The organism is Methylobacterium sp. JK268 (assembly GCF_054052225.1).
Genome location: NZ_JBSVZN010000007.1, coordinates 19346 through 33774 on the forward strand (window position 1 = coordinate 19346; position 14429 = coordinate 33774).

General features: G+C 72.5%; 10 protein-coding genes, 2 tRNA genes and 1 pseudogene. 7 read left to right on the forward strand and 6 right to left on the reverse strand.

Annotated features, from left to right (window positions below):
* The first annotated feature begins 4 nt into the window (after positions 1–4).
* The 4 genes from ACW9J6_RS08760 (at position 5) to ACW9J6_RS08775 (ending at position 4377) form a co-directional block, all read left to right on the forward strand.
* Positions 5–1753, forward strand: coding sequence for an alkaline phosphatase (locus tag ACW9J6_RS08760; RefSeq protein WP_457116077.1), 1749 nt, complete (start codon positions 5–7; stop codon positions 1751–1753).
* Positions 1754–1977: 224 nt separating this feature from the next.
* Positions 1978–2427 carry a hypothetical protein gene (locus ACW9J6_RS08765; protein WP_457116078.1) on the forward strand — a complete coding sequence of 150 codons (450 nt, stop codon included), beginning with the start codon at positions 1978–1980 and terminating at the stop codon, positions 2425–2427.
* A 4-nt stretch (positions 2428–2431) separates the two neighbouring features.
* Complete coding sequence (locus ACW9J6_RS08770; protein ID WP_457116079.1) at positions 2432–3118, forward strand: ABC transporter ATP-binding protein; 687 nt, start codon at positions 2432–2434, stop codon at positions 3116–3118.
* Complete coding sequence (locus ACW9J6_RS08775) at positions 3115–4377, forward strand: FtsX-like permease family protein (RefSeq protein ID WP_457116080.1); 1263 nt, start codon at positions 3115–3117, stop codon at positions 4375–4377. Before ACW9J6_RS08770 ends, ACW9J6_RS08775 begins: the two co-directional genes overlap by 4 nt.
* Positions 4378–4438: 61 nt before the next feature.
* On the opposite strand, the gene ACW9J6_RS08780 is transcribed toward ACW9J6_RS08775, so the two are convergent.
* The 4 genes from ACW9J6_RS08780 to ACW9J6_RS08795 form a co-directional block, all read right to left on the reverse strand.
* On the reverse strand, positions 4439–4882 hold the full coding sequence (locus ACW9J6_RS08780) for a hypothetical protein (RefSeq protein WP_457116081.1): 444 nt from the start codon (positions 4880–4882) through the stop codon (positions 4439–4441).
* Positions 4883–5803: 921 nt separating this feature from the next.
* Positions 5804–5879 (reverse strand) — tRNA-Ala (locus ACW9J6_RS08785).
* Between the two features lie 97 nt (positions 5880–5976).
* Positions 5977–6052, reverse strand: a tRNA-Ala gene (locus ACW9J6_RS08790).
* Positions 6053–6231: 179 nt separating this feature from the next.
* Positions 6232–6615 (reverse strand): TIGR02300 family protein, encoded by a 384-nt coding sequence (locus ACW9J6_RS08795; RefSeq protein ID WP_457116082.1) that lies wholly within the window; start codon positions 6613–6615, stop codon positions 6232–6234.
* A 167-nt stretch (positions 6616–6782) separates the two neighbouring features.
* Between ACW9J6_RS08795 and aroA the strand changes: the two genes are divergently transcribed.
* The 3 genes and pseudogenes from aroA to ACW9J6_RS08810 all read left to right on the forward strand — a co-directional run bounded on the left by aroA (position 6783) and on the right by ACW9J6_RS08810 (position 9785).
* The gene (aroA, locus tag ACW9J6_RS08800; protein WP_457116083.1) at positions 6783–8132 is read left to right on the forward strand and encodes a 3-phosphoshikimate 1-carboxyvinyltransferase; all 1350 of its coding nucleotides are present in this window, start codon (positions 6783–6785) and stop codon (positions 8130–8132) included.
* Between the two features lie 22 nt (positions 8133–8154).
* The gene (cmk, locus tag ACW9J6_RS08805) at positions 8155–8787 is read left to right on the forward strand and encodes a (d)CMP kinase (RefSeq protein WP_457116084.1); all 633 of its coding nucleotides are present in this window, start codon (positions 8155–8157) and stop codon (positions 8785–8787) included.
* Between the two features lie 300 nt (positions 8788–9087).
* Positions 9088–9785 (forward strand): annotated as a pseudogene (locus ACW9J6_RS08810) (class I SAM-dependent methyltransferase).
* Positions 9786–9869: 84 nt separating this feature from the next.
* Here ACW9J6_RS08810 and hrpB read toward each other — a convergent pair.
* Both hrpB and ACW9J6_RS08820 read right to left on the reverse strand, forming a co-directional pair.
* Positions 9870–12332, reverse strand: a complete 2463-nt coding sequence (hrpB, locus tag ACW9J6_RS08815; RefSeq protein ID WP_457116085.1) for an ATP-dependent helicase HrpB — start codon at positions 12330–12332, stop codon at positions 9870–9872.
* A 55-nt stretch (positions 12333–12387) separates the two neighbouring features.
* Positions 12388–14175: an ABC transporter ATP-binding protein gene (locus ACW9J6_RS08820; RefSeq protein WP_457116086.1), complete on the reverse strand. Its 1788-nt coding sequence runs from the start codon at positions 14173–14175 to the stop codon at positions 12388–12390.
* Positions 14176–14429: the final 254 nt, after the last annotated feature.

Here is a 14429-nt window from a genome sequence, read left to right on the forward strand (position 1 = left end):
TCCGATGCGTTCACTGCTCCTGGCCCTCGCCGCGACGACCGCACTCGCCGGTCCGGCGGGCGCGGCCACGATCCTGCCGCTCGACCGCGCCACGATCCTCGTCGGCTCGCCCTTCGACCTCAAGGTCGAGTTCGACGGGCCGAAGAAGGCCGAGGACGTGCGGATCACCATCAACGGTGAGGATTACAAGAGCGTCCTCGGCACGCAGGCCGGCTTCGTCGAGACGGAGAAGGGCGCGAAGGGCGAGGATCTCGGTGCGGCGGTGCTGCTGCGCGGCGTGACGCTCACCAAGCCCGGCCGCTACACCGTCGAGGCCACCGCCGGCAACGACCGCAGGACCGTGACCTGGGAGGTCTACGGCACCGGCGACACGCCGAAGGCCAAGAACATCATCTTCCTGCTCGGCGACGGCCTGTCGGTGGCCCACCGCACGGCCGCCCGGATCATGGCCAAGGGCATGAGCGAGGGCAAGGCGAACGGCCGGCTGGCCATGGACGACCTCGACCACATGGCGTTCATCGGCACCTCGTCGACCAACGCCATCGCCACCGACAGCGCCAACACCATGTCGGCGCTGATGACCGGCCACAAGACGGCGGTGAACGCGCTCGGCGTCTACGCGGACCGGACGCCCGCCTCCCTCGACGACCCGCGGGTCGAGACCATGGCGGAGGCGGTGCGGCGCAAGACCAAGAAGTCGGTCGGCCTCGTCGTGACCTCGGAGATCGAGGACGCGACGCCCGCCGCCGTGGTGGCCCATACCCGCCGCCGCGCCGACAAGGCCGAGATCGTCGAGATGCTGTTCTCCGTGAAGCCGGAAGTGGTGCTGGGCGGCGGCTCGGCCTATTTCCTGCCGAAATCCGTGCCGGGCTCCAAGCGCCGGGACGACAAGGACTTCATCGCGCAGTTCCGGGAGGCCGGCTACGCGCTCGCCACCGACAAGGACGAGCTTCAGACGATCGCTGGCGGCGACCGGCTGCTCGGCCTGTTCCACACCGGCAACCTGGACTACGCGCTCGACCGGATGCAGTTGAAGAAGGGCACGGTGGAGAAGTTCCCCAAGCAGCCCGGCCTCGTCGAGATGACCAAGACGGCGCTCGCCACGCTGTCGAAGAACCCCGAGGGCTTCTTCCTAATGGTGGAGGGCTCCTGCATCGACAAGGCGAGCCATCCGCTGGACTGGGACCGGGCGGTGTTCGAGACGATCGAGTTCGACCGCGCGATCGCGGTGGCGCGGCAGTTCCAGGCCGAGCATCCCGACACGCTGATCGTCGTCACCGGCGACCACACCCACGGCGTCTCCCTGATCGGCACCATCGACGACGACAAGCCCGGCACGGAGATGCGCGAGAAGGTCGGCACCTACGCCTCGGCCGGCTTCCCGAACTACGAGGACAAGGACGGGGACGGGTATCCCGACCGCATCGACGTCTCGCGCCGCCTCGCGCTGTTCGGCAGCAATGGCCCGGACCATTACGAGACCTTCCGGCCCAAGCTCGACGGCCCGTTCGAGCCGGCGGTGAAGACGCAGGACGGGATCTACGTCGCCAACGAGACCTACAAGTCCGTGCCGGGCGCGGTCTTCGTGAAGGGCAACATCCCGAAGGACGAGGACACGGCCGTGCACGCGGTGGACGACGTGGTGCTGCAATCCTCCGGCCCGGGCGCCGAGGGTTTCAAGGGCTACATGGAGGAGAGCGACGTCTACCGCGTCCTGGCCGAGGCCTTCGCGCTGGGCGCGGTGAAGAAGTAGGCGCGTCAGAACCCTCCCCCCTCAGCGGGGGAGGGTGCCCGGCGGAGCCGGGCGGGAGAGGGGAACCACGGTGCCGGTTAAACCTGAACCGTTATGACGGGCGCCCCATCCTGAAGCGTGGTTCCCCTCTCCCGGCTCACTGCGTTCGCCACCCTCCCCCGCAGAGGGGGGAGGGTTCAGCCCCGCCCGCACGCGACAGGCCCCATCTCGATCCAGGAGTGCCCATGCTCCAGCGCCCCAACCGCCGCACCCTGATCGCCGGCGCGGCCAGCCTCCTCGCCGCCGGGGCGCGCCCCGCCCGGGCCGAAGAGGCGCTCACCTTCGAGGAGCTCTACGGCGCGGTCGGCGTCCTCGGCCTCAGCTTCTCCGACAAGGTCAAGGCGCTGGCCGGCCGGGAGGTCGCTATGCGGGGCTACATGGCCCCGCCGCTCAAGGCGGAGGCGACGTTCTTCGTGCTCACCGCGATCCCGATGGCGCTGTGCCCGTTCTGCTCCTCGGATGCCGACTGGCCGAACGACATCGTGGTCGTCTACCTAGACAGCCGGCAGACCTTCGTGCCGCCCGCCAAGCTCATCGCGGTGACGGGCCGGCTCGAAGTGGGCTCCTGGACCGACCCCGAGACCGGCTTCGTCAGCCTCCTGCGCCTGCGCCACGGCCGCTTCACGACGGTCTAGCCCCATGCTCGCCCTGACCCTCGCGGACCTCGCCATCGGCTTCCCGGGCCTCGCCGCACCGGTCCTGGCGATCGAGCGCCTGACCGTCGCGGCCGGCGCCCGCCTCGCCGTCACGGGCGCCTCGGGCTCGGGCAAGAGCACCCTCGTCAACCTGATCACCGGGCTCGCGCGGCCGGATCGCGGCCGGATCCTGTGGGGCGAGACCGACATCGCCCGGCTGAACGAGGCGGCGCGGGACCGCTGGCGGGCGGCCCATGTCGGGCTGGTGATGCAGGATTTCCACCTCTTCCCCGGCCTGTCCGCCCTCGACAACGTGCTGCTGCCCGCCCGGCTCTCCGGCGCGGCGGATGCCGCCCTGAGGGCCCGGGCGGGCGACCTGCTCGGGCGGGTCGGGCTCTCGCGGCCGGGGCAGGACGTGGCCACCCTGTCGCGGGGCGAGATGCAGCGGGTGGCGGTGGCGCGGGCGCTGCTGCGCCGGCCGGGGATCCTGGTCGCGGACGAGCCGACCGCGAGCCTCGATCCGGAGGCCGGCGCGGCGGTGGCGACGCTCCTCGTCGCCCTCGCGGAGGAGGAGGGCGCCACCCTGATCGTGGTCAGCCACGACGAGCGGCTGACCGAGCGTCTCGCGCGCCGCATCCGGCTCGCGGCGGGACGCGTCGTCGCCGACACCGACAGGGAGGCCGTGGCGTGATCCGCTTCGTGCTCGCCGACCTGCGGCGCCTCTGGCCGGCCGCTCTGGTCGTGGTGCTGCTGGTGGCCCTCGCCACGGCGCTGGGCGTGGCCGTGACGCTTCAGGAGCGTGCCCTGCGCCTCGGCAGCGCCCGGGCGGCGGACCGCTTCGACCTCGTCGTCGGCGCGGCCGGGAGCGAGGTGCAACTCGTGCTCTCGGCGGTCTTCCTCCAGCCCGCGCCGCTGCCCCTGGCTCCCGGGGAGGTGCTGGCGCGGTTGTCCCGCGACCCCCGCGTGGCCTGGGCGGCGCCGATCGGCTTCGGCGATTCCTACGGCGGACATCCGATCATCGGCACGACGACGCGCCTCGTCACCGGCACCGGCGGCGGCGTCCACGAGGGCCGGATCTTCGCGGCGGAGGGCGAGGCCCTGGCCGGGAGCGCCGTCGCCCTGCCGGTCGGCTTCGCGCTGCACCCGATGCACGGCAGCGGCGCCGAGCCGGGCGAGACCCACGGCGAGACCACCTACCGGATCGTCGGGCGGCTGAGCCCCACCGGGACGGCCTGGGACCGGGCGATCCTGGTGCCGATCCAGGCGGTCTGGCACACCCACGGGCTCGGCACGGTCTCCGAGGAGCACGGGGAGCATGAGGAGGCGCAGGCCGAGGCGGGCGCGGCGCACCACCACCATCACCACGGCCGCATCAACCCGGACGCGCCGCTGACCGAGACCTTCGACGGGCCCCTGCCGGGCCTGCCCGCGATCCTGGTCAAGCCGGTCTCGTTCGGTGCCGCCTACAAGCTGCGGCAGGAATACCGGTCGGGGACCACGCTGGCGGTCTTCCCCGGCGAGGTGCTGACGCGCCTCTACGCCACCCTGGGCGACGCCCGCCAGGTGCTGATGGCGATCTCCTACGGGGCGGAGGCGCTGGTGGCGGCCTCCCTGATGCTGGTCACGGTGATCCACGTGGCGCAGAGCCGGCGGCAGATCGGGGCGCTGCGGGCCTTCGGGGCTCCGCGGCGCGCCGTGTTCCTGATCGTCTGGAGCGAGACGATGCTCCTGGTGCTGGCGGGAATCGCGCTCGGATTCGCCCTGGGCGACGGGGCCGCGCGGGTCCTCGCGCGCGTCTACGAGGGGCAGGGCGGCTTTCCGCTGCCGGTGGAACTGGCAGGGGAGGACGCCGCCTTCGCGGGCGCGCTCGTCGTCGCCGCCTCCCTGCTGGCGCTGGTGCCGGCGGCCCTGGCCTACCGGCAGTCGCCGCTCGCGGCGCTTCGGTCCTGAGCCCTGCGAGGCGCCGGCCGTGCCCAGCCAACGCCCCGCGGACCCTCCTCCCGATCGCGCCTCAGCGCAGGGCGGACCAGCCGCTCATGCAGGTGTCGTAGGCGCGGCCGCCGCGGGCCGAGAGCACCGGACGGTCGGACCGCACCATGGCCAGTTCCGCATCGCAGCGGTGCTTGGCGGGGGCCGGGCCGGCATTCGCCTCGATCCTGTTGCGGGAGGCGCAGTCCCGATAGGCGCCGTGACCGGCGGCCGAGATCGCCGGACGGTCTGACCGGATCATGGCCAGCTCCGCATCGCAGCTGTGCTTGGGCGCCACCTGGGCCGGCGCGAACGCCGCACTGTTCCTGGCCGCGCAGGCGGCGTAGGCGCTGTGCCCGGCCGCCGAGATCGCCGGACGGTCCGAGCGGACCATCGCCAGTTCTGCGTCGCACCCTCCCGCCGACGCCCCCGAGGTCAGCCCCAGCAGGGCGGCACACGCGAACAGACTTCCGACCACGATCTTCATGATTCCTCCCCGCCTGCGCCACGGCAGGCCCCGAGATTGCGCTTATGATGAAGTACAGATTGGAGCGCGACGGGGAATGGAATGCAAACCGCGGCAGCGACGTCCCGTGTACGGCCGCAACTTATAAGTAGTGTCGGCTAAATCTCAACACTGAATTGTATTTATGCCGACTGACGTAAGTCAACCACGTGAAACGCGGCCCGGCTTATGCCGTGAGCGCTAGATCTCGGCTCTCAGTCCGGTGCGCGGCGGGCGCGTGATCGACACCGGCCGTCCGGCTCCGGGCGGCTCCTCCTGGCGGCTCCTGTCCGCGCCCACCCTGCGGACGGGCTACCGTGCGCACACATCTCAATAGCCGGCTCATCGATTAACCGCGCCTGGAATGCGCGACGATCCTCATGCTGAGGTGCCGCGCAGCGGCCTCGAAGCACCCAGAACGTTCATCCAAGAGAAAAGGCGCCTTGGACGAGACGCTCTGGGGTGCGTGCGGGCCTGCGGCCCGCCAGAGGCTCGCTATGCTCGCACCTCAGCATGAGGAGGTGGTTGTTGCCATTTTTAAGATAATATGCTCAGTTTTGAGTTCGTATTGCCTTATCAAATCTGATGCGCATCCAGGATGTTCGGCTGAGAATTTGTCCCGCAATGTCGGCCGGGCGGTCAGAGCATGCTCCCGGTTCGGCCCCGATGCGCTCGGCGGAAGCCTCGCGACGGCTTCGTCCATCGTACTAACCGAGATCGGTTTTTTGGGAGTTGTGTGCACCCGGTCGGCGGACGGGGAAGGAGACGGACCGGTGGCGAGCGACATCGACCGTCCTGGGTGCGGACGCGCCGTCATCCCGGGCAGACCGGGTCGGACCGCCAAGTCGGGACGACCCGCAGGTCGGGTGGCGGCCGTCGGAGAATGTGCGAAGGTGGGAGCGCTGGTGGAGCCAGGCGGAATCGAACCGCCGACCTCTTGAATGCCATTCAAGCGCTCTCCCAACTGAGCTATGGCCCCATTCCCGGCGCGGCGCTTGGGATCGCCGCAGGGTGTCGCGCACTCAAAAAGGCCGCTCGCGGCGGCCTCGTCAAACCCGGATCGACCGGAGGAAAGCTGGTGGAGCCAGGCGGAATCGAACCGCCGACCTCTTGAATGCCATTCAAGCGCTCTCCCAACTGAGCTATGGCCCCACTGGAGACCGCGGCGGCTGGGACGCCCGCGGTGCCGCCGGACCGAGCCCCGAGGGGCGGTCGCGTTCGGTGGCGGCTGTATAGGGGGGAGCCGCACCGGACACAAGCCCCCGCGGCCCCGTTCTGCGAAGTTTTCGTGACCGGCGCGAATCACCTAGCGCCGGCCGCGACTTAGGGGATCACGACTCCTCGTCGTTCTCGATGTCGCCGTCGATGAGGTCGGAGACGTCGTCGCCGCTCTCCTCGTCCTCCTCCAGGAAGGTGTCGTCGTCGCCGCTCGCGCCGCCCACGTCGGCATCGTCGTCCGTCGCCGTCTCGGCCCCGTCCTCGGCGGCCTCGACCTCGTCGAGGGAGATCATCTCGGGGGCGCCCGCCTCCTCGTCGGGCTCCTCCTCCGCCGCGCGGTTGGCGATCGCCGGGGCCGGCACGCGGGTCGTCGTGAGCGCGGCGATCTGGTAGACCGTGCCGCATTTCGGGCAGGTGGCGGGGTCCCTGTTGAGGTCGTAGAACTTGGCGCCGCAGCTCATGCACTGGCGCTTCAAGCCGAGTTCCGGTCTGGCCACGGTTCGAAAGCCTTCGAGAGGATGTTCGGGAAGAGGCCGGTTAGTCGCGGGCGTTGCCGGTGTCAAATCGATCGAGGGCGGTTGCCGTCTTCGGGCGGATGACGCGGCCCCGCCCCCGTGGTAACGACCCGCCGCTTCCGCCCCCTCCCGCGACCAGGCCTCCTCCCGTGTCCCACGATTCCGCCCCCTCGCCGATCACCGCCCGGGCCGGGACGCCCCTGCGGGGCCGCCTGCGCCCGCCGGGCGACAAGTCCATCTCCCACCGGGCGATGATCCTCGGCCTGCTCAGCCTCGGCGAGACCCGGGTCGAGGGCCTGCTGGAGGGCGACGACGTGCTGCGCACCGCCGCCGCCGCTCGCGCCCTCGGCGCCGGGATCGACCATGACGGGCCCGGCCGCTGGCGGGTGCGCGGCGTCGGCATCGGCGGCCTGTCGGATCCCGCGGGCGTGCTCGATTTCGGCAATGCCGGCACCGGCTCGCGGCTGATGATGGGCGTGGTCGGCGGCCAGCCGGTCACCGCGACCTTCGACGGCGACGCCTCCTTGCGCAAGCGGCCGATGCGCCGGATCCTCGACCCGCTCGTCCAGATGGGCGCGACGGTGGTCTCGGAGGAGGCGGGCGGGCGCGTGCCCCTGGTCCTGCGCGGCCCCGACGAGGCGATCCCGATCACCTACGCGACGCCGGTCGCCTCGGCGCAGGTGAAGTCGGCGGTGCTGCTCGCGGGCCTCAACGCGCCGGGCACCACCACGGTGATCGAGGCCGCGGCCACCCGCGACCACACCGAGCGGATGCTGCGCCTGTTCGGCGCCGAGGTCACCGTGGAGGCCCACGGGCCGGACGGCCACGGCCGCGCCGTCGCGCTGACCGGCCAGCCGACCTTGCGTGCGGCCGACGTGATCGTGCCGGCCGACCCGTCCTCGGCCGCCTTCCCGATCGTCGCGGCGCTGATCGTGCCGGGCTCGGACGTGACGATCGAGGGCGTGATGATGAACCCGCTGCGCACCGGCCTGATCACCACGCTCCTGGAGATGGGCGCCGACATCGCGCGGGTGAACGAGCGCGACGAGGGCGGCGAGACCGTGGCCGACCTGCGGGTGCGGGGAAGCCGCCTCACCGGCGTGAGCGTGCCGCCCGAGCGGGCGCCCGCGATGATCGACGAGTACCCGGTTCTGGCCGTGGCGGCCGCCTTCGCGGCGGGCACGACCCGGATGCAGGGCCTGCACGAGCTGCGGGTCAAGGAATCGGACCGGCTCGCCGCGGTGGCGGACGGGCTGAAGGCCAACGGCGTCGCGCACGTCGTCGAGGGCGACGACCTGATCGTGCACGGGGACGGCACCCCGGCCGCCGGCGGCGGCACGGTGGCGACGCATCTCGACCACCGCATCGCCATGGCGTTCCTGGTGATGGGGCTCGCCACCCGCGAGCCGGTCACGGTGGATGACGGGGCGATGATCGCGACGAGCTACCCGGCCTTCCTCAGCGACCTGCGCGGCCTCGGCGCCGCCCTGGCGGATTGACGGGTTTCGAGGTGACGGCGTGATGGTGATCGCGATCGACGGACCGGCCGCCTCGGGGAAGGGCACGCTCGCCCGGCGGCTCGCGCAGCATTACGGCCTGCCGCATCTCGATACCGGGCTCCTGTACCGGGCGGTGGCGCTGACGCTCCTCGATGCCCGGACCGACCTGCGGGACGAGGCCGCGGCCGCCGCGGCGGCGCGGGCGCTGCGGGCCGAGTCGCTCGGCGACGCGCGGCTGCGCGACCGCGCCATGGGGGAGGCGGCCTCGGTGGTCTCGGCCTTCCCGGCGGTGCGGGCGGCGCTCCTCGACTGGCAGCGCCGCTTCGCGGCGGCGCCGGGCGGGGCGGTGCTCGACGGGCGCGACATCGGCACGGTGGTCTGCCCGGACGCGCCCGTGAAGCTGTTCATCACGGCCTCCTCGGAGGAGCGCGCGCATCGCCGCCACCGGGAGCTCGGCGGCCGGGGCGAGCCGGTGGCCTACGACGCAGTGCTCGACGACATCGTGCGCCGCGACGCCCGCGACGCGGACCGGGCGGCGGCCCCGCTGCGGGTCGCCGAGGACGCGGTGGTGATCGACACGACGGATCTCGACGCCGACGCGGCGTTCCGGGCCGCCACGGCGGTGGTCGAGGCGCGTTGGCGGGTGCAGGGGTAGGGACGGGACGTGAAGCGTCGCCCTTCCTCTCTGCACCGCAGCTGTCCGCGACACATACGGTTGCGCCGCTCCAGTCTCCCGATCGGGACAGGGGCTCGCGTCAACACCCGATCAGCTGAACCTTACGAAAGGGCCGCTCACAGTGGGTCTCAGGCGGTCCGCTGTTACCCTGCTGAGTTGGCCTTCATGCCTAACCCAAGCACGCCTGCCGATCCGCTAGCGCGCGCGCTCCACGACCGGGCGTGGGCCGAAGCGTATCCCCTCATCGACCGACAGCTCTCACCGCTGGGATTGAGGGCCATGACGGTTCTCGCCCCGCCACCGGGCGCCGCGGTGCTCGACATCGGATGCGGCGCCGGCCAGACCCTCTGCCAACTCGCCGAGTTCGTGGGAGCCAATGGCCGGGTCATCGGCGTTGATGTGGCTGAAACCCTCCTCGCCATAGCCGCACAACGCACGCGGGGCTCCCGAACGTCAGCTTGATCGAGGCCGACGCCCAAGTGGTCGCCCTGCCGTCAGGGTGTGCAGACGCGATCTACTCGCGTTTCGGCGTTATGGGGTTCTCTGATCCGGTCGCAGCCTTCACCAATTTTCACAGGATTTTCAGGCCGGGCGGGAGGCTTGCTTTCGTCTGCTGGCAGGCCTTGGACAAGAACGAGCTTGATCACATGCCGCTGGCCGCCGTAGGTCTCCCAGGCGTCAGAGACGATGTCCCTTTCAGTTTCGCCGATCCGCGCGTTATCCTTGGTGTCCTCGGACAAGCAGGCTTCCAGGGGATTGACGTTCGCGGTCACAGCGAGCGGGTGTCAAGCGGCGATCTCAACGCGATGACCGAGGTCTTGCTCAAGGTTGGCTCGCTTGGGAAGATCGTTCGCGAGCACCTCGCCCTCCGAGCGGAAGCCGAACCACGATTGAGAGCGGCATTGGCGAAGCTTGGTGATGCCGCGAAGATCAGTTTGCCGGCGTCGGTGTGGCTTGTAACGGCACACAAGACGTGACACGGGATCGATCACCGTTTCCGATTGATGACTTGGGTGGAGCGGACCGGGGTTGGGATTGCCCCGCCAAACCGGCGCACCCCCTCATGTTCCCCGCGGCTTCGCCCGCCGGGTCGGCGGGGCGGTGAGCGGGTCCTCCGGCCAGGGGTGCTTCGGATACTGCCCGCGCATGTCGGCCCGCACCGCCGCCCAGGAGCCGCGCCAGAAGCCGGGCAGGTCGCGGGTGATCTGGATCGGGCGCTGGGCCGGAGAGAGCAGGTGCAGCACCACCGGCACCCGCCCGCCGCCGATGGTCGGATGCACCGCGAGCCCGAACACTTCCTGCACCCGCACCGCCAGCACCGGCTCGTCGCCCTCGTAGTCGACCGGGATGCGCGAGCCCGTCGGCACCTCGATGTGGGTCGGGGCCTCGGCGTCGAGACGCGCGCGCAGGCTCCAGGGCAGCAGGGCGTGGAGCGCCTCGGCCACGCGATCCGGCCCGACCTCGTCGAGGCGGGTGAGGCCGACGAGGTGCGGGGCGAGCCAATCCTCCGCCGTGGCGGCCAGCGCCTCGTCCGAGAGGTCGGGCCAGGGCTCACCCTCGGCGCCGCGCAGGAACGAGACCCGCGCGCGCCACTGCGCCGCCGCCTTCGACCAGGGCAGGGTTGAGATCCCGAGATCCGCGATCCCGCGCGCCAGCAGCCGCGCCGCGTCCTCGCCGGCGGGCACCGGCAGGATCCGCTCGCCGAGCACGACCGATCCGAGCCGCCGCTGGGCGCGGGCCCGCAGCGCCCGAACGGTCGGGTCGAAGGCGAGGCTGGTGCGGGCCTCGATCCGGTCGGGAAAAAGGGCCTCGATCTCCTCCTGGGTGATCGCGGCCGCCGCCAGGATGCGCGAGGCGGCGGCCTTGCCGACGATCTCCGCCACCGCCAGGAAGGGCGCCCGCGCCAGGGCCAAGGCGGGGTCCAGGGCGGCGCCGCGGCCATTCGCCAGCACGTAGTCGCCCGCCTTGCCCCGGGCGCGGGCGATGCGGTCCGGATAGGCCAGCGCCAGGAGCGCGCCGGGCGAAGGCGCCTCGCCGTCGCCGACGGGGCCGGCGGCGCGAACCCAGCCGGCGGCGAGGCGGCGCATGTCCTCGGCCCGGCCGGAACGGTCGCGGCGGAAGCGGTCCACCCGCTCGGCGAGGTCGACCGCGTCGCCCCCGAGCCCGCGCTCGACCAGCACGGCCGCGAGGTCGGCGGCGTCGCGGGCGGCGCTGCGGCCGCGCTCGCCCGCCGCCACCACCATGCGGGCGAGGCGCGGGGGCAGGGGCAGCGCCCGCAGCTTCGCCCCCTCGGGCGTCAGCCGGCCCGCCCCGTCGAGGGCGCCGAGGCCCGCGAGCAGCGCCTTCGCTTCCGCCAGGGCCGGGGCGGGCGGGGGATCGAGGAAGGGCAGGGTGGCCGGGTCGGCGACGCCCCAGGCGGCGCAGTCGAGGACGAGGCCGGCGAGGTCGGCCGACAGGATCTCGGGCCGGGTGAAGGGCTCCAGCGCTCCCGTGGCCGCCTCGGCCCAGAGCCGGTAGCAGATCCCGGGCTGCGTGCGCCCGGCGCGGCCTCGGCGCTGGTCGACGGAGGCCCGCGAGGCCCGCACGGTGACGAGGCGGGTGAGGCCGAGATCGGGCTCGTAGACCGGCACCCGGGCCAGGCCGGAATCCACCACCACCCGCACGCCCTCGATGGTGAGCGAGGTCTCGGCGATGGAGGTGGCGAGCACGACCTTGCGGCGGCCCGGCGGGCTCGGGCGCACGGCCCGGTCCTGCTCGGCCCGGTCGAGCGCCCCGTAGAGCGGCGCGAGGTCGACCTCCGGATGGGCGGCGAGGCGCCCCTCCAGGATCTCGGCGACCCGGCGGATCTCGCCCTGGCCGGGCAGGAAGGCCAGCACCGAGCCGGGCTCGGCGCGGAGCGCCCGCTCGATCGCCTCGGCGACCTGGTCCTCGATGCGGCGGTTGGGATCGCGGTCGAGGAAGCGGGTCTCGACCGGGAAGGCGCGCCCCTCCGAGGCGATCACCGGCGCCTCGCCCATCAGGCGCGCCACGCGGGCGCCGTCGAGGGTCGCCGACATCGCGAGGAGGCGCAGGTCCTCCCGCAGGCCGCTCTGCGCGTCGAGGGCCAGCGCGAGGCCGAGATCCGCGTCGAGGGAGCGTTCGTGGAACTCGTCGAACAGCACCGCGGCGACGCCCGTCAGTTCGGGATCGTCCAGGATCATGCGGGCGAACACGCCCTCGGTGACGACCTCGATCCGGGTGCGGGCCGACACCTTGGAGCCGAGGCGCACCCGCAGGCCGACCGTGTCGCCGACCCGCTCGCCCAAGGTCTCGGCCATGCGCTCGGCGGCGGCCCGGGCGGCGAGGCGGCGGGGCTCCAGCACGAGGATGCGCCCGTCGCCCCGCCAGGGCGCATCGAGGAGGGCGAGGGGCACGCGGGTGGTCTTGCCGGCGCCGGGCGGCGCCACCAGCACGGCGTTGGGGTTCCGCTCCAGGGCGGCGAGGAGGTCGCCGAGGACGGTATCGATCGGCAGGGCGGTGGGCATGCCGTCGCATGGAGGCGGGCGGCGCGGGATGCAAGCCCGCGCCGCCCGCGATGCGTCACCCGACCGGGTCGGCCATCGCCTGGCGCTCGAACAGCGCCCGGTAGGCGCCGTCCGGCCGCCGCACGAGGGCGTCGTGCGGGCCGTCCTCGACGATGCGCCCGCGCTCGAAGACCAGGATGCGGTCGAGGGACCGCACGGTCGAGAGCCGGTGGGCGATCACGATCGCCGTGCGCCCGCGCATCAGCCGCTCGGTCGCCTCCTGGATCAGCGCCTCCGATTCCGAATCGAGGCTCGCCGTCGCCTCGTCCAGGATCAGGATCGGCGCATCGGCCAGGAAGGCGCGGGCCAGCGCCACCCGCTGGCGCTCGCCGCCCGACAGCTTCACCCCGCGCTCGCCGACCAGCGTCGCGTAGCCCTTCGGCAGGCGCGCGATGAAGTCGTGCGCGTTGGCGAGCCGCGCCGCCCGCTCGATCTCCGCCATCGCGGCGCCGGGGCGCCCGTAGGCGATGTTCTCCGCGAGCGTGCGGTGGAACAGCGAGGGCTCCTGGGGGACGATCGCCACCTGGGCGCGCAGGCTCGCCTGCGTCACCCGGGCGACGTCCTGCCCGTCGATCAGCACCCGCCCGCCCGTGACGTCGTGCAGGCGCTGGATCAGCTTGACGAAGGTCGTCTTGCCGGAGCCCGAGCGCCCGACGAGCCCCACCCGCTCCCCGGCCGGGATCTCGACCGAGAGGTCCCGGTAGAGCGGCGCCGCGTGGCCCGCGTAGTGGAAGGTCACGGCCTCGAAGCGGATCGCGCCGCCGGTCACCCGCAGGGGCGCGGCCTCGGGCGCGTCGGCGACGCCGATGGATTCCGCGTCGAGGGCCACGAGTTCCTCCATCTCGCCGAGCGCCCGCTGCAGGTGGGTGATGTGGAAGCCGACCTCGCGCAGGTAGCCGTGCAGCACGAAGTAGCTCGTGAGCACGGTCGCGACCTCGCCGGGGCTCGCCTCGCCGCGCCACCAGAACCAGAGGGCGAGGCCGATCAGGGCGGTGCGGAAGACGAGCAGCATCACGTTGCGCAGGGTCCCGCTCCAGACCGCGATCGACCAGGTGCGCCGCGTGCGCTTGCGCCACTTGCCGAGGGTGCGCGCGAGCCGGGCATCCTCGCGCGCCTCCGCGCCGAAGGCCTTCACCACCGCGTTGTTGCCGATGGCGTCGGCCATCACCCCGCCGAGCTGCGAGTCGAGCGCGTTCGACAGGGCGGCCGCCGGCTGGCTGACCCGGGCCGCGAGGAGGACCGACACGCCGATGAAGAGCGCCGTCATTCCGCCGACCAGCGCGCCCATGGCGGGCCAGGCCCAGCCGAGCACGGAGGCGGTCCCGGCCATCGCCACGAGCGTCGGGACCATGGCGAGGAGCACGATGTCGTTCAGGCCGTCGACCGCCCACATGCCCCGCGAGATCTTGCGCACCGTCGACCCGGAGAAGGTGCCGGCGTGCCAGTCCGTGGAGAGCCGCTGCACCCGGTGGAAGGCGTCGCGGGCGATGTCCGACATCATCGCGAGCGTCAGCCGCACGATGAGGGCGAGCCCGGCCTGCCGGAGTCCGACCGTGACGGCGCCAAGGGCCGCCATGGCGGCGAGCGCCCGGATCGCGCCGTCGAGGGCGGCGGCGCGATCCGGCCCGGCGAGGTCGCCGATCACCCGCCCGGCATAGACCGGCAGCAGCACGTCCGCGACCGTCGCAGCGGTCATGACGGCCGTGATCGACGCGACGAGGCGGAGGCGCTCGCCCCAGCGCCGGGCGAGGAACAGGAGGACGCGGCGGGTCGCGCCCGCGCGGTCGTCGGAACGAGGAGCCATGATGCGTCGTCGACGCGGTGGGGCGTCGATCCCATCGGAGACGCGGCCGGGCCCGGTCGGGGGGCGGCGCGCCGTCGTCGCGTATCGGAAGGGGTTGCTGCGGTCGCCCCGGCCGTTAGGCCATCAGGGACCGTCGAATCCGCGCGTCAGCGATGAATTCGAGAGGAGTGCACGAAGCATACTGTCACGTCGCGCCCCTCCTGGTTCGTGTGCAACTGCGAGAAGCCTTAGCAGCTGCGGGCCGCGGAGGCAAT

What these genes read in the sequence shown, in the direction of transcription:
- ACW9J6_RS08765 (WP_457116078.1), top strand. Translation starts at nt 1,978, where the DNA reads ATGCTCCAGCGCCCCAACCGCCGCACCCTGATCGCCGGCGCGGCCAGC.
- cmk (WP_457116084.1), top strand. Translation starts at nt 8,155, where the DNA reads ATGGTGATCGCGATCGACGGACCGGCCGCCTCGGGGAAGGGCACGCTC.
- ACW9J6_RS08770 (WP_457116079.1), top strand. Translation starts at nt 2,432, where the DNA reads ATGCTCGCCCTGACCCTCGCGGACCTCGCCATCGGCTTCCCGGGCCTC.
- ACW9J6_RS08820 (WP_457116086.1), bottom strand. Translation starts at nt 14,175, where the DNA reads ATGGCTCCTCGTTCCGACGACCGCGCGGGCGCGACCCGCCGCGTCCTC.
- hrpB (WP_457116085.1), bottom strand. Translation starts at nt 12,332, where the DNA reads ATGCCCACCGCCCTGCCGATCGATACCGTCCTCGGCGACCTCCTCGCC.
- ACW9J6_RS08760 (WP_457116077.1), top strand. Translation starts at nt 5, where the DNA reads ATGCGTTCACTGCTCCTGGCCCTCGCCGCGACGACCGCACTCGCCGGT.
- ACW9J6_RS08780 (WP_457116081.1), bottom strand. Translation starts at nt 4,882, where the DNA reads ATGAAGATCGTGGTCGGAAGTCTGTTCGCGTGTGCCGCCCTGCTGGGG.